The organism is Cupriavidus basilensis (assembly GCF_029335485.1).
Taxonomy (GTDB): Bacteria; Pseudomonadota; Gammaproteobacteria; order Burkholderiales; family Burkholderiaceae; genus Cupriavidus; species Cupriavidus basilensis_E.
In genome coordinates, this window is sequence record NZ_JARJLM010000016.1 from 1 (window position 1) to 17,827 (window position 17,827).

The 17,827-nt window shown below is 65.1% G+C and carries 16 protein-coding genes and 1 pseudogene; 5 read left to right on the forward strand and 12 right to left on the reverse strand.

Features of this window, described 5'->3' with window-relative positions:
• Positions 1-40: 40 nt before the first annotated feature.
• Complete coding sequence (locus P3W85_RS01040; RefSeq protein ID WP_276263399.1) at positions 41-448, reverse strand: hypothetical protein; 408 nt, start codon at positions 446-448, stop codon at positions 41-43.
• A gap of 190 nt (positions 449-638) precedes the next feature.
• Here P3W85_RS01040 and P3W85_RS01045 point away from each other — a divergent pair, with 190 nt between their 5' ends.
• Entirely contained in the window at positions 639-1,166 is a 528-nt protein-coding gene (locus tag P3W85_RS01045) for a metal-dependent hydrolase (RefSeq protein ID WP_276263400.1), read from the forward strand.
• 203 nt (positions 1,167-1,369) lie between these two features.
• On the opposite strand, the gene P3W85_RS01050 is transcribed toward P3W85_RS01045, so the two are convergent.
• Positions 1,370-2,188, reverse strand: a complete 819-nt coding sequence (locus P3W85_RS01050) for a hypothetical protein (RefSeq protein WP_017229121.1) — start codon at positions 2,186-2,188, stop codon at positions 1,370-1,372.
• Positions 2,189-2,546: 358 nt separating this feature from the next.
• Between P3W85_RS01050 and P3W85_RS01055 the strand changes: the two are divergent.
• Positions 2,547-2,798 (forward strand): annotated as a pseudogene (locus tag P3W85_RS01055) (IS630 family transposase); the annotation flags it as partial.
• Positions 2,799-2,812: 14 nt separating this feature from the next.
• Here P3W85_RS01055 and P3W85_RS01060 read toward each other — a convergent pair.
• The 6 genes from P3W85_RS01060 to leuC form a co-directional block, all read right to left on the reverse strand.
• Positions 2,813-3,697 (reverse strand): isocitrate lyase/PEP mutase family protein, encoded by an 885-nt coding sequence (locus tag P3W85_RS01060; protein ID WP_276263401.1) that lies wholly within the window; start codon positions 3,695-3,697, stop codon positions 2,813-2,815.
• Positions 3,698-3,754: 57 nt separating this feature from the next.
• Positions 3,755-4,870 carry a porin gene (locus tag P3W85_RS01065; RefSeq protein ID WP_276263402.1) on the reverse strand — a complete coding sequence of 372 codons (1,116 nt, stop codon included), beginning with the start codon at positions 4,868-4,870 and terminating at the stop codon, positions 3,755-3,757.
• Between the two features lie 281 nt (positions 4,871-5,151).
• A complete protein-coding gene (locus tag P3W85_RS01070; RefSeq protein WP_276263403.1) occupies positions 5,152-6,147 on the reverse strand; it encodes a Bug family tripartite tricarboxylate transporter substrate binding protein in 996 nt (331 codons plus the stop codon).
• A gap of 32 nt (positions 6,148-6,179) precedes the next feature.
• On the reverse strand, positions 6,180-7,616 hold the full coding sequence (locus tag P3W85_RS01075) for an MmgE/PrpD family protein (RefSeq protein ID WP_276263404.1): 1,437 nt from the start codon (positions 7,614-7,616) through the stop codon (positions 6,180-6,182).
• A gap of 117 nt (positions 7,617-7,733) precedes the next feature.
• Entirely contained in the window at positions 7,734-8,360 is a 627-nt protein-coding gene (gene leuD, locus P3W85_RS01080; protein ID WP_276263405.1) for a 3-isopropylmalate dehydratase small subunit, read from the reverse strand.
• 2 nt (positions 8,361-8,362) lie between these two features.
• A complete protein-coding gene (gene leuC, locus P3W85_RS01085) occupies positions 8,363-9,766 on the reverse strand; it encodes a 3-isopropylmalate dehydratase large subunit (RefSeq protein ID WP_276263406.1) in 1,404 nt (467 codons plus the stop codon).
• A 257-nt stretch (positions 9,767-10,023) separates the two neighbouring features.
• Between leuC and P3W85_RS01090 the strand changes: the two genes are divergently transcribed.
• Positions 10,024-10,848 carry a GntR family transcriptional regulator gene (locus P3W85_RS01090; protein ID WP_035814805.1) on the forward strand — a complete coding sequence of 275 codons (825 nt, stop codon included), beginning with the start codon at positions 10,024-10,026 and terminating at the stop codon, positions 10,846-10,848.
• Positions 10,849-11,011: 163 nt separating this feature from the next.
• Here P3W85_RS01090 and P3W85_RS01095 read toward each other — a convergent pair whose 3' ends face one another.
• The 3 genes from P3W85_RS01095 to P3W85_RS01105 form a co-directional block, all read right to left on the reverse strand.
• Complete coding sequence (locus P3W85_RS01095) at positions 11,012-12,418, reverse strand: MFS transporter (RefSeq protein ID WP_276263407.1); 1,407 nt, start codon at positions 12,416-12,418, stop codon at positions 11,012-11,014.
• An 89-nt stretch (positions 12,419-12,507) separates the two neighbouring features.
• Positions 12,508-13,677 (reverse strand): 4-hydroxybenzoate 3-monooxygenase, encoded by a 1,170-nt coding sequence (pobA, locus tag P3W85_RS01100; RefSeq protein WP_276263408.1) that lies wholly within the window; start codon positions 13,675-13,677, stop codon positions 12,508-12,510.
• A gap of 311 nt (positions 13,678-13,988) precedes the next feature.
• The gene (locus P3W85_RS01105) at positions 13,989-14,270 is read right to left on the reverse strand and encodes a hypothetical protein (RefSeq protein ID WP_276263409.1); all 282 of its coding nucleotides are present in this window, start codon (positions 14,268-14,270) and stop codon (positions 13,989-13,991) included.
• 704 nt (positions 14,271-14,974) lie between these two features.
• On the opposite strand from P3W85_RS01105, the gene P3W85_RS01110 reads away from it, so the two are divergent.
• Both P3W85_RS01110 and P3W85_RS01115 read left to right on the forward strand, forming a co-directional pair.
• Positions 14,975-15,601, forward strand: coding sequence for a response regulator (locus tag P3W85_RS01110; RefSeq protein ID WP_276263410.1), 627 nt, complete (start codon positions 14,975-14,977; stop codon positions 15,599-15,601).
• Between the two features lie 141 nt (positions 15,602-15,742).
• Complete coding sequence (locus tag P3W85_RS01115; RefSeq protein WP_276263411.1) at positions 15,743-17,473, forward strand: hypothetical protein; 1,731 nt, start codon at positions 15,743-15,745, stop codon at positions 17,471-17,473.
• 122 nt (positions 17,474-17,595) lie between these two features.
• Here the strand turns inward: P3W85_RS01115 and P3W85_RS01120 are convergent.
• Positions 17,596-17,827 (reverse strand): hypothetical protein (locus tag P3W85_RS01120; protein WP_276263412.1); only part of this gene is annotated, 232 nt, incomplete at its 5' end.

Here is a 17,827-nt window from a genome sequence, read left to right on the forward strand (position 1 = left end):
AAGGCGAGGCAGAAGAGGGGGGCGCTGGTGTCCCCGCGATTCAGCGGCCGTGGCGGCGTTCCCGCATGGGGCCGTCGGCATCGATGCTGCCTGCCGCGCCAAGGGGACCATCCACGTTCAGCGGACCATTGACCAGCACGTTGCCTTGCACCACCAGCGGCCCGTGCACGGTGAGGGGACCATGGATGATCTTTTGGCGTTCGCCACCCAGGAGTGGAGGGTAAGCCGGGGGCCGGGTCTCGAACCACGCTGCGCTCAGCGGGCCGTGCGCAAGTACGCTGCCGTCCGCGGAGAGCGGGCCGTGCACGGTGAGCGGACCTTCCACCACCAGCGAGCCGCCAACGGTCATCGGGCCGGTTTCCACCGGCTGGCCCTGCGCGTGCGGCGTCAGCCCCAGCGCTGCCGCCAGCAGGACTGCCGGCAGGATGCCATGGGCTTGCCGGGACATGTGCGCTCTCATGGCTGCTCCAGGTTGCGCCGCGGCCAGGATGCGGCCGGCTGCCTCCACTCCAACTTAGTGCGCGGCGGGGCGGCCTGCAAGGCTGCCGCGGGGACAGGGCCAGGCTGTTCTTTTCCAGCCCGATCTGCCACCATTGCGCCCCCTCGATTTCACCGCGACCAGAGCGCGCTGCAACACCATGGCTTCCAGCAAAGCACACCACGCTACCGGATGGGCAGCCGGCCTGATCGCCGCCGCCGTGGTGACCAGGGCAGGCGCCGGCGGCGCCGATTACCTGGCAGCGGCGCTTGCCTGCCTGGCAGGCGTGGCCGGCGGCGGTGCGCCCGACTGGCTGGAAGTCGCCTGGTGGTCGAGGTCGCGCCGGCTGTGGATCACCCATCGCACCTGGACGCATTGGGGCCTGGCCTGGCTGGCCTTGCTGGTGCTGGCTTACCGTTCGCTAGAAGCGCATGCGCTGGCCGCGCCGGCGTTTGGCTTTGCCTGTGGCGGCCTGATGCACCTGCTGGCCGACTGGCCGAATCCGCTCGGGGTGCCGTGGATCCTGGGGCGGCATTCACTGAACTGGTGGAAGAGCGGGCGCTGCGACCTGCTGGTGGTGGCCGCTTCGTGGATGGGCGCGCTGGCCTTGTCGCGGCATGTGTGGTTTCACGGTACGCACGGGCTGGAACTGATGCGTTACCTGACGGCCTGGCGCCTGCGTGCCTGAACGATGCAGGGCGCCGGAAAAAAAAGAGGCGGCCACAAGGGGCCGCCGATCGGGAATGACGAGGGAGGCAATTCCCTCGCCTAAGGCTATCGGCCGGTCAAAGTGCAAGCTGCACCCTACCGAGGTGGGGTGCAGCTTGCGGCATATTGGGCGGTCTGCCGCGGACGCTTTCCAGCCAGGTCGTTGCCGGGTGCGCGCAGGCTTCAGGCCTCCAGGCAGGCTGCAGGCATGCCTTGCATGTATTGCCTTTGCCGGCACACGGCAGCCGCCAGTTCGGCGTGCGCGGCATCGAGCCATACGGTGCGATGCCGCACGGGGTCGCGTGGCGAGAGATCGGCGCCACTGACCTCGCGCAGGAAATACTTCACCATGCTGCCGGCCCGGGCCGGCACGGGCAGCATGCCCAGCAACTGCCGCCGCTGCAGCAGGCCGTGATCGACGGCATGGCCCAGCGCGGACCATGCCGTGCGCCCAAGTGCGACAAAGAGTGCCTGCTTGTCGATCTGCCTGAGCGCAGCGAGGAAGCGTTGCTCGAAGACCCGGCGCAGCATTGCCACGGCGTTCAGTTCTTCCAGGTTGCCGTCAAAGGCGAGCCCGCGGCGGGTGGTGGCATAGGGCAGCAATGCCAGTGGCTGCAGCAGCGCGAAGCCATCGTCCCACAGCGCGGCGGCCCCCGGCAGGCCGATCAGCTGCGCGATGCCGAAATGATCCAGCATGCGGATCAGGTTGGGCCGCACGAGCTTTCCGCCAAGTTCCACCTGGCGTTTGTTCTCGCGCTGAATGGTGCGCCCGGGTGCATGCCGTTGCAGCAGGCTCTCGGTCAGTTCGGCGGCAAGCCGGACATGGGCATGTCCGGGCGTAGTGCTGACCAGGACCAGCCTTGCGCCTGCGTTGCTGTGCTCGAACGGCACGTAGGTCATTGCGTAGACGCCGTCTCTATCCACTAGTACCGGCTTGTCGATCACGCCCGCTGCTGCTCCGCGCCGGATGCGCGCGCAGTATTCTTCCAGGTAATTCGCCAAGATAACCCCGCCTTACCACGATTTCTCTTTGGTACATCAGCCGCCCTGTAGCCGGGCTTGGCTTTCGTAGCATGGTAAGCCGCGTACTTGTCCCAGGCAAAGCATGCGGTGCAGTTTGCGGCCCGTGGTGGCGCGTGGTGTGTGGGGCAGCGAACCAATGGCGCGTGCCACCAACCGGATGAAGGATGGGCACCGGCCGCGCTCCGGGCACCGGCAGGTTGCCGGCAATGCCGCAAGACCGTGCTGCCGTATCCATGTGCGCGACGCGCGTCGGTGCCCCGGCTTGGGCTTCCTGGCGCGGCGCGGCCTGCGCCGAGGCCCGCGGCCGTGCGGAGGCGATCAGCAGTGTGGCGGTGGCAAGATTGACGGCGAGACGCCCAAGGAGAGAACACCGCATCTGATCGCCGACAACTACGGCCGAAGGAAGTCCCCGTGGGACGCCACGCGCAAGCATCCTGCCGTGCAGGACTGGCTGGCCAGGCATCCGCGATTCAATATGCACTTCACGCTCACCTCGGCATCATGGCTGAGCATGGTCAAGCGCTTTGTTCGCGACATCACGACCGAGCGACTTCGCCGCAGCGTATTCACCGGCGTACCGGAACAGATTCGAGCGCCGCACCCTCACTTGACCGTGCTTGACTGCAAGTTATAGCGCGATCGCAGAGCCTCCCACTCGTCTGCCCCTAGCCGGCGAAAAACTTCGGAAATGGGCTCATTGGAGGATGGCGATGCACTAGTCCGCTTCACCATGGACAAGGCTGCATCCCCGGCTTCGATCATCGCAAATAGCAGCAAGCCTGGCAGAATAGCCAGCCTGTATCCCATAGACTCGAACGCTTCCAGCCCTAGAATCGGGGTGCGTCCTCCAGGCACCAGGTTCAACAAACACGGCCCCTTGACCTTCAGCGGTACGGCGGCCACTTCCTCCAGCGTTTGCGTCGCCTCGACAAATGCCATGTCGGCCCCAGTGTCAAGCGCCGCGTTGGCTCGCCAGATAGCTTCATCCAGACCCAGGACCGCACGGGCGTCCGTGCGTGCGATGATTGTGAACTCCGGCGCGCGACGTGCTTCCACTGCGGCGCGGATCTTCGAGAGAAACTCCGTGCGCGACACCACCTCCTTTCCCTCCAGATGCCCGCAGCGCTTAGGTGAGACCTGGTCTTCGATGTGAATAGCTGCCACGCCATGCGCCTCGTATTCACGCACCGTGCGCGCGACATTGAGTTCATTGCCGTAGCCGGTATCTGCGTCGGCAATTAGTGGGATGCCAATCGCACGCGCCATCGATGCCGCACTATCGACCATCTCACTCATTGTCAGTAGTCCGAAATCCGGATAGCCCCGGGCTGCAGAGACGCCAGCTCCTGTCATATACACGGCACTGAAACCCGCCTGTTCGATCAGCCGTGCGCCGATCGCATCGTAGGCTCCCGGCGCGACGAGCATACGTGGCGCGGCAAGATGTTGTCGCAGCAATTGAGCAGAGTTCATGATCAATAATCCCATACATGGTGTCGATTAAATGCCAATACCAGATTCCTGGTGGTTCAGTGGTATTTGCAACTAGAACCTGTGTCGCATTCCTATAGCCACGCCGAACATGTCATTCTTGCCTTGGCCGGGGAAGTAACCGTTCGCGAAACTGATCGCCGAGGTGTCGAAGTTCAGCCCCGAATTCTTGGCGTAGGCGGTGCTCAGGTAGAGATCCGTGCGTTTTGACAGGTTGTAGTCCGCAATGAAGGAAACCTGCCATGGATTCTTCGGATTCTCCCCAGCGAGGCTTTTGATGTCTTCGTAGTAATAGGCCAGAGTCAGCCCCAGTGTGGGTGTCATGTCGTAGCTCACACCCGCCCAGTAGTAGTCGTCACGCAGCAGCGTGGTGTCGTTGGCCGACCGGCTTCGCCCCCACCGGTAGCCGCCCATGATCTTGGCGCGGCCAGCCGCATAGTTCGCCGCCACGGCAACCTTCTTCGCGTCGCCGGTGGCACCGGTAGCCGTCACCCGTGTCGGGTTGTACTGGTCATAGGCCAGCGCCATGCCGAATGGCCCCTCCGAGTAGCTGAGCGCCGCGCCATAAGCCGTATCCCGGCGGAACTGGCCTGGCACTTCGCCCGCGCCGGTGGCACCGTTGCCAAAGGACCAGTAAGCATTGGCCGTCAGGCCGCCAAACTTGCCCACATATTTGACGGCATTGTCCGATCGATAGCCTGGGCCCAGTTGCGCAACGGCCGGCTCGTACTGGGTGCCATACCGCGCGGGCGAATAGTCGGCCATTGCGTCGAACAGTGTGCTGTACTGACGGCCGAAGGTCAGCCGTCCGATGCCATCCTTCTGCAGGCCGACGAACGCTTGGCGGCCGAACAGCCTCCCACCCTGCCCCTGCCTGCCATCGTCTAGCGCAAATCCGCTCTCCAGCACAAACACCGCTCTCGCACCGCTGCCCAGTTCTTCGGTGCCGCGCAGCCCCCAACGCGAGCCGGACAAGCCGCCGCTCATCATGGCTACCCGGGATTGCGCCGGTCCCGGGAAGCCCGGCTGCGTGGGCTGCACCGCTGAGAGGTGATTCACGTATTCGATATTGGTATCGACCACCCCGTAGAGGGTGACGCCGGATTGCGCTTGAGCGAGACCTGAAAGAGCGCTATAAGTTACAGCAACCGCGAAACATGTCCATTTCATCCTGTTGTCTCCACCTGATGTTCTTCTTTGAGTTGGCCGGCCTTGTCTCCAACCTGGTCAGCCGACCAGTTCCCATCCCCGAGCGGCTTCAGATAGAACGGTGGTATCTGAACCTTCGAGGCCGGGATGGGCTGGTGCAGGGCGCAGCGCACCCTCCCACAAGCGAGAATGTCTCGAGCGGGAAAGTGGGGGGTGTGCTGCTTGGCGTCAACGACGCGACCACGCGCTGCGTGAAGCAGTCCTGCCGGTCCGGCCGATCTGCCGGGAGTTCCGGGGGTCGCTTAGTCGAGTGTCATGTGCGAGTCGCGGACAATCTTGCTAAGGCGAGTCTTCTCGCTCTCGATGAATCGCGCAAAGTCTGCAGGCGTGCCGCTTTCCGGCTGGTACCCATTTTTTTCGAGTTGCATCCGGAGTTCTCCATCGTTCTGCAATGCCGCGTGAGTTGCCGTGGCGATGCGCTGTATGACCGGTGCGGGTGTTCCCTTGGGTGCGTAGATGCCCCCCCAGTGCCGCATGCGGATACCCCCAAATCCTTGTTCGGTGGTGGTGAGGACCTCCGGCAGCGATATCGAGCGCTTGTCTTCGGTGACGGCAAGCGCCCTAACCCTGCCGCCACGTACATAGCCCATCACGCCGACCGGCGCTTCGGACGCGAGGTCGATCTGGCCGCCGATCACGGCACTGAGCGATTCTCCGCCGCTCTTATAGTGGATCACGGTCACCGGCACCCCCAAGGTCTTCCCAACCATCTCCGCGACGAAATGCCCCGTACTGCCTGCGCCAGCGGTACCGAACGTTACCCTGCCCTTCGCCTTGCCATAGGCCTGCAGCGACTTAAGGTCTGTGAACGGTGCGGTTGGCGCGGTAATCAGCACGGATGGCGCTGAGTTGGTGATGGCCACCGGGACCAGATCGTCCTCGGCGTAGGGCATCTTCGTCCTCAGGAGTCCATTGGCAATCGCCCCGTTGCCGGCCACGAGAAGGGTGTAACCATCCGCCTGGCTCTTCGCCACATACTCGGAACCAATCAGGCCACCGGCTCCAGGCTTGTTATCAACGATCACCGACTGCCCGAACTGCTTGGCCAGGGCCTGCGCGATCAGCCGTGCGACGGTATCGCCTGGTCCCCCCGCCGAGAACGGCACCACCAGCCGGACAGGCTTGCCCGGCCATGGCGCGGGCGCGGCGGGTACCTGGCCGGGCACGATGACTGTCGCCGCGACCGCCAGGGTTCCCAACCGCAACAGCGCCTTTCTTCGAGTTGGCTCCACCATCATTTTCGTCTCCTATAATTCTGGTTTGCCCGCCGTCAGGCGAACGGGCTTTTTACCGGTGCGGCAAGTAGCGCGAGCCATTCGCGCACGTCGTCAAGCGCTTCGAGGTTGCGTGTCATGTTTTCGATGGCGGCCTGGCGCTGCGGGTCGATCAGGCCGAACGTCAGGGCCCGGTATTTTTCTGCCACCTGCTCACTCGACTGCGGCGTTTCGATGGCACGCGATGCCTGGCGGTTGGCTTCGATGCGTTGACCATCGGTGAATGTCACCGCCAGCCGTACGCGGAAATTGCCGCGTCGGCCGCCCGCGTCGAACTCCGGGTCATGCCTGACTTCGATACGGGGTAGCAAGGCCCAGACGTCATCACTGTCGATCCGGGACGGCGCGAACTGCGGGACGAGCGCAGCGCCATCCAGAACAGCAACGGCGAGTGCATAGCCGATGTTCATCTGCGCGCCGATTGGCGTGAACGGCCGCTGCGGAACCCACCATCCGTGGTGATATACGCCATGAGCGACGTCGACCTCGATGCGGCTAATCTCGTCGGCGCGCAGCTTTCGCTGGGCATCGACATCGAACAGCGCGTCCAGCGGTGAATGAATGCCGCCCATGGCGGCATAGGGCTTGATTACGATCCGCTCTACCTCCCATCGCTCGCCAAGTCCGTTCGTGATCTGGCTTGCGTCGGGGTTATGCCCTTCCCCAAAGGTCGAAAGGAAGCCACCGTAGTCGCGCTCGAACACCCGCTTTATGCCGGAATAACCGCCTGCCGCCAGCATGGCCGCGTACATACCATTGCGCGCGGAGAATCCGTGGTGCATGCGTTTGCACATCGCCTCGTACTGGGCGGCCATCAGGCCTGCCGACTGGGTGCCGGCCAGGCCGAGTGCGTCCTCGAAGCGCGAGGCGTCCAGTCCGAGCAGCTTACCTACCGCGGCGGCTGCCGCGTGGGTGCCGAACACCGCCCCCGAATGCCAACCGCGTGAAAGCATCTGGACCCCATGCAGCGCCATGCCCACACGCGGACCCACCTCGTAGCCCGCCATCGCCGCTTCAAGGAACTGGCGACCGGTCACGCGCCTCTCACCCTGGGCCGCAGCCCATAGCGCTGGCAGCACTAGCGACGCACTGTGCAGGGGCCCCAGGGGGTGGAAGTCATCCAGCTCGAAGCCCTGGATAAACGTGCCGTTGAGCAAGGCCGCCCCCGGCGCGCTGGTGGTCTCGCCCCAGCCGACGATGGTGCGATCGCCCTTGCCTTCGGTTTTCCTGACGATTTCCACCGCAGTCTGCGACCAAGGCAGTTGCGCACCGACAATGGCGCAGGCGATGCCGTCGAGCGTCAGCACCTTGGCACGCTCGCGCGCGGCAGCGCTCGCCTGCTCAAGCCGGAAGTCGGCCAGCCAGCAGGCCAGCTTCCCGGTGGCGCCATTCGGATCGGTAGGGAGGAGTGAACTGTGGTCATGCTCGGACATATTCGATGAACTCTCTCTGATTGGTTGGGAATTCGCAGGTGGTTATTCGGTGGCCGGCCTGCACTCGGCGGGCTATCGCGGTCGGCGCGAGCTCGCGGGGATCTCTGAGCAAGGAAGTTATTTCCCCGCCTCCGGCGAGACGGTCCAGGCCCAGGGGCGGCGTGTCCTGTCCTCCACCTGCCACTGCCGAATGACGAAGTCATCCTTGAGTGTCAGCCCGATGTCATCGAGACCTTCGAGCAGTGCCTGCCTGCGAAGCGGATCGATCTCAAACGAAATCATCGTGCCATCTGGGGTGGTCACCGTGGCTGCGACGAGATCAATCCGCACTGGCGCTCCATTCTTGCACTGCATGGCCAGCGCCTCCACCGTGACCAGCGGAAGCTCCACGGGCAAAAGGCCGTTCTGAAAGCAGTTGCTATAGAAGATGTCGCCAAAGCTTGGCGCGATCACGCAACGCACACCCATGCCCATCAACGCAACGACCGCCGCTTCACGTGACGACCCACAGCCGAAATTGCTTCCCGCCAATAGCACCGGCGCCTTGCGAAACCTCGGACGATTGAGTACGAAATCCTCGTCTTCGCTGCCATCCGGGCGGAAGCGCAACGCTTCGAGGGCATAGTCGCCAAGTTGCCTGGATGGCAGGCTGGTCAGGCGTTCAATGCGGATGATGACGTCGGTATCGATATTGGCCCGCATCAGCGGTGCGGCCGCGCCGACTACCAGGGTGAAAGGTTGCATGGCTATCCAAGTCTCCGCACGTCGATGATCCGGCCGGTGACCGCTGCCGCCGCGGCCATCGCTGGGCTTGCCAGATGGGTGCGCGCATCCGGCCCTTGCCTGCCGACGAAGTTTCGGTTCGATGTCGATACGCAGCGCTGCCCCGGCGGTATCTGCTCACCATTGGCGGCAACGCACATGCTGCAGCCGGGCTCACGCCAGTGGAAACCTGCGGTTTCAAATATCTCGCGCAACCCTTCCACTTCGGCGGCGCGGCTGACGTTCTCCGAGCCGGGCACCACCCAGGCGTTGACGCCTGGAGCCACGTGCCTACCCTTGGCCACCGCGGCTGCCGCGCGGAGGTCGGACAAGCGTGAATTCGCGCAGGATCCGATGAACACCCAATCGATGGGCGTGCCCGCGATGGGCGCATCAGCCTGTAGACCCATGTAGCGCAGCGCTGCGGCGATGGCATCGCGTCCGACTTTCTCGCCGCTGCTGGCGGGCGTCGGGATAAGGCCGTCGACAGGGATGGCGTGCTCGGGGCTTGTGCCCCAGGTGATGGTCGGCGCGACGACCGAGGCATCGATCTGCTCTTCCCGGTCAAATTGCGCGCCCTCGTCGGTGGCGAGCGTGCGCCAGTAGGCTGCGGCTTGTTCGAACAGGCCGCCCGTCGGCGCATAGAGGCGACCGCGCACCCACTCGATTGTCTTCTCGTCGGGCGCCACCATCCCATAGCGCGCGCCAAGCTCTACACTGAGGTTGCACAGAGTCAGCCGGGCCTCGATGTCGAGTTGGCGGATGGTTGGTCCGTCGAACTCGATCGCGTGGCCAACGCCGGCTGCTGTGCCAAGCCGGCCTATGATGTGGAGAATCAGGTCCTTGGCGGTTACCCCTTGGGGCAGTTCGCCTGCGCACCAGATGCGCATCCGTTTCGGTTTCTGCTGGCGCAGCGTCTGGGTGGCGAGCGCATGCGTGCTCTCGGAAGAACCGACACCAAACGCCATCGCGCCCAGGCCGCCATTGGTGCAGGTGTGGCTATCGCCGCAAATCACCGTTAGCCCCGGCAGCACGATGCCCAGTTCGGGAGCCATCACATGCACAATGCCCTGACCGGGTTGCCCGAGATCGAACAGCCGGACGCCCGCCTTCTCGGCTTCCTTGCGCAGCGCCGACCATAGCCGGCCGCCCGGGCCGAAGGTATGGCCATCTCGCCCAGGTTGACTCGATACCGCATGGTCCGGTGTAGCGAACGCCAAGGCCGGATCGTGCAGTAACAGCCCTCGCGAGGCGACCTCCGACAGTGCCGGGGGGCCGGAGAGGTCATGTAGCACGTGCCGGTCAATGTGTAGCAGTGCCCAACCGTCGCCCAGGTCGCGCACCACGTGTGCGTCCCATAGCTTGTCGAAGAGAGTGCGACCTGCCATTCACGCCCCCTTGATAGCCTGCCGGATCGACCCGGGGCTCATTATTGCGGAAGCATCGCTTCCCATCCGCAAGACATCCTTGCCGCCAGCCCCAATGCCAGGATGGCCCCAGCCCGCTCTCGCTTGCCCGCCGGAAATGCAAGAAATGCATGGCACTGGCGAACGGAAGGTCTTCAGTAAATTCATCAGCACCCCAAAAAGTTGTATAGAGTATTGTACAACTAGCCATGTGTGTCAAGGTGATGTATCCTTTATCGATGACGACCAATATTGCTCCGCAAGGCACCCTGCGCACCACGGGGATCGCGCGCCACCGCCAGATCTTCCTGGTGCTGAGGGATGGGATTACACAAGGCGCCTATCAACCTGGCAGTGCGTTGCCCAACGAGGAAGCTCTCGTCAAACTGTTCGGGGTGGCTCGGGCCACCGTCCGTCGAGCACTGGCGGACCTTGAGTCAGAGGGTTTGGTACAGCGCCGCCACGGAAGCGGCACGTATGTGCGTGGCGATCAGTTGCCCACAGCAGGCACACCAACGCTGTCTTACATTGACGAGTTGAAGATGACTGCTCAAGCGACGCAAGTGCGCGTGGTATCTGTAGAGACCCGGATTCCGCCCCTTCGCGTCTCCGCGGCGCTGAAGCAGCCAGGTGAAGAGCCCGCCGTTTGTGCGATCCGCTTGCGGGTTGCGGGAGACACGCCGCTGATGCTGACAGAGGCCTGGACGCCGCAGTCGATCACCAATCAAATTACCGAAGCCGCACTCAAGAGGCGCGCGATGTACGAACTTCTGTTAGACCAAGGCGTGGAGTTTGGGCGCGTTGTCCAGCAGATCAGCGCCGAATCGGCTGATCCCATCAAAGCGAAGCTGCTCCAGTGCGAGGTCGGTACCGCGCTCATCCGGCTCACGCGATTACTACACGACCGCTCTGGACGGCCCGTTCAGCTGCTAACTGCGCACCTTACGCCGCAGCATAGCCAGATCCTTATGGATATTCCGGCTGAGGCAATCAACACTTTGAGCGGCGGACATATCGCTCACGACCCAACGCTGTTGGCTACACGCACACAGAGGAAGCGGTAGTCACGGTTCCTCTAAGACGTCGGTCCCGCAGAATCCCATGAAGCCTTGCCATGCAAGGGATAGAGGTATCTGTTAGGGCCGTGGAACTCCCGGAATCGATTTCACCTGATTCACCTTCCGGGAGTTTTCAAGGCCAATCGGCGGGCACACCGGACTTCTTTTCCTAGCGCAGCGCGGCCTGCGCCGATGCCCGCGGCCGTGCGGAGGCGATCAGCAGTGTGGCGGTGGCAACGAAGGCCGGCAGCGAGAGCAGGCCGAAGATCTTGCCGAAGCTCCAGCCCATGCCCAGGATCTGTGCGCCCAGCAGCGCGCCGGCGATGCCGCCGAAGCGGCCGATGCCCAGCATCCACGCCACGCCGGTGGCGCGGCATTGCGTGGGATAGAAGCCGGCGGCCAGCGTGGGCATGGAAGACTGCGCGCCATTCATGCACGTGCCTGCGGCGAACACCAGCAGGCCCAGCAGGAAGATGTCGCCGGTGCCGTGGCCGACGGCGTAGACCAGCGCGCCCGTCAGCGCATAGGTTGCCGCCACGATGCGCCACGGATGGCCGCGGTCCATCAGCCAGCCCACCGTCAAGGTGCCGATGCCGCCGCCGAGCGGGAACAGCGCGGTGATCATGGCGGCCTTCTCGATCGGGAAACCCGCGTCGGCAAACAGCGTCGGCAGCCAGCTGGTCAGCAGGTAGAAAATCAGCAGGCCCATGAAGTAGGTGGTCCACAGCAGCACGGTGCCCGAGAGGAACTGCGGCATCAGGATGGCGCGCAGCGAGGATGCCGCTGCCGGCGCGGCGGTGCCCGCCGGGACGTTCTCCTGCACGTGGAAGCGCTCGTCGCCACGCAGCACGCCCGGGCGGATCTTCGACAGGGCGGCGGCGATGCGCGCGGCCGGCGCCTTGCGTGCCACCATGAAGCGGACCGATTCGGGCAGGCAGAACACCAGCAGTACCGCCAGCAGCAGCGGCGCGATGCCGCCCGCCAGCAGGACCGAATGCCAGCCGTGGTGCGGAATCAGCCAGGCCGCGATAAAGCCGCCGGCCGACGAGCCCAGCGTGAAACCGCAGAACATGGCGTTGACCGTCAGGGAGCGGCGCCGGGCGGGTGCGTACTCCGACATCAGCGTGACCGCATTGGGCATGGCCGCGCCGAGGCCAAGTCCGGTCAGGAAGCGCAGGGCGGTGAGCGCTTCGAGCGAGCTCGCAAAGGCCGACGCCACGCTCCACGCGCCGAAGCAAAGCACCGAGCCCACCAGCACGCGCTTGCGGCCGAAGCGGTCGGCCAGCGGCCCCGCCACCAGGGCGCCCGCGGCCAGGCCGAACAGGGCCGCGCTCATCACCGGGCCGAGATGGGCGCGGCTGACGCCCCATTCCTTGGCCAGCACCGGCGCGATAAAGCCGATCGCCGCGGTATCGAAACCATCGGCCGCCACGATCAGGAAGCACAGGATCAGGATGATCCACTGGAAGCGCGAGAAGGGTTGGTTGTCGATGAACTGCTGGACATCGACGCTGGCGCCAGGCTGGCGCGCGCGATTGCGGTCTGCGGCCCGGTGGCCGCTGTCGGGGGGCGTCATGGTACGGGTCTCCTGCTGTGCCGCTCGTTGGCGGCGGGTTTGTTCCCATGTCTCGCGGAATCCGCGCGAGCCCGGCTCGCGCGCCGCCTTCAGTAAGGCAGGCCGACGTAGTTCTCGGCCAGCGACATGCAGGCCGCCGGCGAGCCGGTGAGATAGTCCAGTTCGGCTTGCTGGATGCGCAAGGCGAAATCGTCGGCATCGGGAAAGCGGTGCAGCAGCGATGTCATCCACCACGAGAAGCGCTCCGCCTTCCATACCCGGCGCAGGCATTTCTGCGAGTACGTGTCGAGCCCGGTGGCATCGTCGTGCTGATAGCGCGCAATCAGGCCATCGGCCAGGTAGAGCACGTCGCTGGCGGCGAGGTTCAGGCCCTTGGCGCCGGTAGGCGGCACGATATGCGCGGCGTCGCCCGCCAGGAACAGGTTGCCGAAGCGCATCGGCTCGCACACGAAGCTGCGCAGCGGAGCGATGCTCTTCTCGATGCTCGCGCCGGTCACCAGCGCCTCGGCGGCGCGCGCGTCGAGACGGCTGCGCAGTTCATCCCAGAAGCGCTGATCGGACCAGTCCTCAACCCGCTCGTCGGCGCTTACCTGCACGTAGTAGCGGCTGCGCGTGAGGGAGCGCATGCTGCACAGGGCAAAGCCGCGATCGTGGCTGGCATAGATCAGTTCGTCCGCCACCGGCGGCGTGTCGGAGAGCACGCCGAGCCAGCCGAAGGGATAGACGCGCTCGAAGATGCGCTTCGACGAGTCGGGCACGCTGCGCCGAGTGACGCCGTGGAAGCCGTCGCAGCCCGCGATGAAATCGCAGCGCAGCTCGTGAAGCTGTCCGTCCTTGCGATAGCGCACCACGGGCGCGGCCGTGTCGAAGTCGTGCACGCTTACGTCCTGCGCGTCGTAGATGGTGCGGGCGCCGCAGCCCTCGCGCGCGGCCATCAGGTCGCGTGTCACTTCGGTCTGGCCATAGACCGTGACGGAGCGCCCGATCAGCGCCTGGAAGTCGATGCGGTGGCGCTGGCCGCCGAAGGACAGCTCGATGCCGTGGTGGACCAGGCCATCGTGATGCAGGCGCTCGGCCACGCCGGCGCGTTCGAGCGCATCGGCGGTCACGCTCTCGAGTATGCCGGCGCGGATGCGGCCAAGGATGTAGTCGGGGCTGCGTTGTTCGACAATGATCGCGTCAATGCCGGCCTTGGCCAGCAACTGCCCGAGCAGCAAGCCCGAGGGGCCTGCGCCGATGATGGCGACTTGTGTGCGCATTGCGTGTCTCCTGGTGCGGGGGTCGGATTGTTGTTGGACGTAACAATAACGGCGCCAGGGGGAGCAGGGAATAGACGGAACGAACCATCAACAGGACAAAACGAACATTGCTTCATTCGCCATGCCGGAATGGGGTGATCTATCCATTCTCGGGAAAACCCTAGGTATTGCGGGAAAATAACGCTGAAAAAGCGCGGCTTCGGTGTGCCGTGCGAGACATTCCGGTGTACGTGGCAGGCAAGACGACCTTCATATTCCAAACATGGCGAAAGCCTGCGGGAAAACCGGTGGAGCGGCTGTTGCGCTGCGTTTCAACGCACCAGCCGCTGCTCCTTGCGGCAAGCCTTGCAGATATGTTCGAGGCCATCCTGGCGCCGCGCATCGCGCGCGAAGAATTCACTGTCGGCTGGCCAGTATTCGCCGCAGTGCCGGCAGCGTTTCAGCAGGCCGATATCGGACATCAGCATGTCGCAGGCGGTTGCCTGGGGGACGGCATGGCAAGCCGGAGCCGCGCATGGCGTGGCCGTATCGCGCATGACGCGGGCGGTGATCGAGGGCTCGGGGGGGCGCGGCAGCGCGGCGCGATCGTACATGGTCTCTCCTTGCCTGGCGGAAATGGGCCGGCGACGGTCAGGGATGAAGGCGCTTCGCGCTAGGGTTGAAATACACCGTTACCAAATGAAGCGCGGATGCGGGCCGGGTTGCATGAACGGGCCGCGGTGCATTGCCGGCGCGGCTCACCGGGAAAGCAGGCCGGAACATGCCATCACCAGCCACCCGGCCGCGGCGCAGGCGCCTATCCAACTGCACAGCACCAGCACGATGGTGGTCCACCTCATTGCAGCCGTTGCCGGGGGCGGCGGACGGTCCCCGCGCCGCGCAGCCCGCGGCGTATGCGTCGGAGCGGGGCAGTGGCATGGATAGGCGGGAGGATTTCGGCAGGACATGGCGCATTCGGGCTTTCCTCGGCATGGCAGGACATGGTTTGACAAGGGGGCAGCTTAGCTATCCAGAGGTGTGGCCGTATGTCCGGGTTGTAAGAAAATGTGCACGCTGTAATGTGCGCCGGACCAGGTATTGCTATTGCCCATGGTCGCCTGCCGTGTTGTCCAGTGCTGTCCCGTCGCACCTTAAGGATGTTTCCGGCAGTGAAGCAGAAATTTCTCCTAGCCCGCCCGGTGGTGCATCCGCCAAACTGCCAGTTCGAGAGGGCGCTGCGGCACTGCTTCTGCCGGTCCCGTCTTTTTCCTGCATCCAGCAGCGCGTTGCCGCGCTGGGGACTTTCAAAAAGGCTTACATGCACCAGCCTGGGGAGGAGCAGCCGCTGTCCGTGGTGGCTGTCGACGATCATCCGTTCATCGTCGAGTCGATTCGCGTCAATCTGCAGCGGCACGGCCGCTATGCGCTGGTAGCGGAGGCCGGCGACGGGGTGGAGGGTTTGCGCGTCCTGCGGCAATTGCGTCCCGCGCTGGCCGTGGTGGACATCAACCTGCCGGGCCTGGACGGCCTGGAAGTCGTGCGGCGGGTGTGCGCGCTGGAGCAGCCGACACGGATCGTGGTGTTCTCGGGCGGCGATCCCGGGCGCGATGCGCAACTGGCGCGCTGGGCGGGCGCGAGCGCCTATGTGAACAAGTCCCACCCCTTCCATTTGCTGGCGGCCGCTCTCGATATGGTGAATCAGGGCTATGCGGCCTTTCCCGATGCCGTGAGCAACGCGTGTGCCCAGGGCGAAGCCGGCGGCGGGATGGCGCGGCTGACACCGTGCGAGTTGCGCATGTTCCAGCTGCTCTCGGACGGGCTCGGCGATCTCGAGATCGCAACGCGGCTGGGCATTTCCGCGAAGACCGTGGCCACGCTCAAGCAGAGGGCCGCCAGGAAACTGGACAGCCAGAACGATCCGGGGCAGGTGCCGCCGGACCACTGAGGCCGGGCGGGGCAGTACGCATTCGGGCATGCATGTGTTGCCGGCCTACGCGCCCTCGCACGGTATGCACGCAGGTCCGCGAGCCTGCCTATAATGCCGGATCCCACCTCCAGCCCGCCGCATGCGGCGCCACGGCTTGCCATGACGATCCTGCTCGATGCCCGCATTGCGCGCACCCTCGATGCCCTGACTGAACGCCTGACCGCCATGCCGGGCTCGCGCGTGGAAGCATGGGTGTTCGAGGATGCCGACGCGCGCCGCGCTGCCGCGCTGCGCCTGGCCGACGCCGGCGTGACAGCGGTGATCCGCAGCGCATACAAGCCGTTGCTCCATTTCTTTCTCGACGAGCTTGGCCTTGACGGCGACGGTACCGGCATCGCGGGCGTGCGCCGGATCGCCGTGCGAACGCCTGCTGCAGGCACCCGCGCGCAGGCGCAGCGGTTCCGCCTGGAAACCTACCCGCTGGCCGGGATGCTGCCTGAAGGCCGGCTCAGCCTGGACCAGGGCGATGCCGACGGGCACTATAGCGTCGAGCTGGATGGCGCCGTCCATCGTGTCTTCGTGCCGCTCGCGGCGTCGGGCGCGCCGTGCGGGTGGCTGCGGCTCTGGCAGGGCGACATCTGTCTCGAGGACGGCCCGCTGGCCACCGAATTCGAGCTTGGATTCGCGGCCGCCATGGCGGCCATCCGCAACCATGGCTGGAGCCGGCAGGCCCCCTATTTCGACGTCCTGCGCATTGCCATCGACACGGGGGGCATCGAGCGAGCGCTGTCCTACCAGGACGAGTGCATCAGTACCCGCGAAGCCCTGCACGAGGATCTCTATTTTTCGGTGCTGGAATTCTTCCAGGACCGTGCCGGCCTGCCGCGCGGCGATCGCACCTTGCAGCCCGGGCAGATCGTGCCCGACATCCGCCCGTGCGACGGCGCTACACGGATACGGATGGAACTGCTGCCGCATCCTCGCGCGGCGGCAGCTGAGGACGACACGGCCACCACCGCGCTGCGCGCCGACGCGCTGGCCGTATTGCCGCGCCCGCTGACGCCGGACGAAGCGGCCCTCGCCATGCATGCGCTGGGCGGCAAGCGTTTCCAGGCGAATTCAACGCAGGGGCGCCTGGTTCACGGCACCTGCATCGAAGGTGCGCTGCCGGGACTCGTGATCTCGGCTGGCCAGCACGCCAACGAGAGTTCCGGCGTGGTGGGTGCGCTGCGCGCGGCGCATGCGCTTGCATTGCACCCGGGGGCGCACTTCGCGCTGGTCGCGATGGAAAACCCCGATGGCGCAGCCTTGCATGCCCGCTTGCGCGAGGACAACCCCCGCCATATGTCGCACGCCGCCCGCTACACGGCATTGGGCGACGATCTCGAGGCGCGCATGGCACCGCCGTTTGGCGAGAAGGCGGCGCGCCTCGAAGCCATCGCGCGTACCGGCGCGGGACTGCACCTCAGCCTGCATGGCTATCCGGCCCACGAATGGACGCGGCCGCTCACCGGCTATGTGCCGCCGGGTTTCGAGAACTGGACCCTTCCCAAGGGATTCTTCCTGATCCTGCGGCACCATGCCGGACGCGATGGCATGGCCTTCATGCATGCGCTGACGGCGCAGCTCGCGGCCTCGCCGGAACTGGCCGCCTTCAACGCCCGGCAACTTGCCACCTGGGGCCGGCACGCCGGCGAGGTGCCGTTTCCCGTACTCAACGGCATTCCCTGCATGATCGTGGAAGATCACCGCTCCACGGTGCCCTTCACGCTGGTTACCGAATTTCCGGACCAGACGATCTACGGCGATGCCTTCCGGCTGGCCCATACGACGCAGATGCGCGCGGTGCTGGGTGCGGCGGAACTGTACTGGGCGGGCCTGCTCGACTAAGCCGGGGAACCGCGCCAGGGGCACGTGGCTTGCGGGGCCGCCGGGCGCCCGGGGGCATCGGCGATGCGGCGGGCTGGATGCGCGCGCTTCCCCCCAGGGGGCAGCGCGGCATGCCGGGGGAGTCAGTGGACAGTGCGCGTTGCCTTGGCGTTGAGCTCCCTGGCCGCCGTACCTTCGACGGCCGCGCTTTCCTCCTGTTCGATCAAGGAGCCCGCGAGGCTGAGCGCAGCCTGCATCTCTTCGCGCGACAGGCCGGACGATAGCGCGAGCCTCACGGCAAGGGACGCCAGTCGTGCGACTTCATAACTCGGGATTGCCATCTCAACTCCTAGGATCAAGGCCATGCCGGCAGAA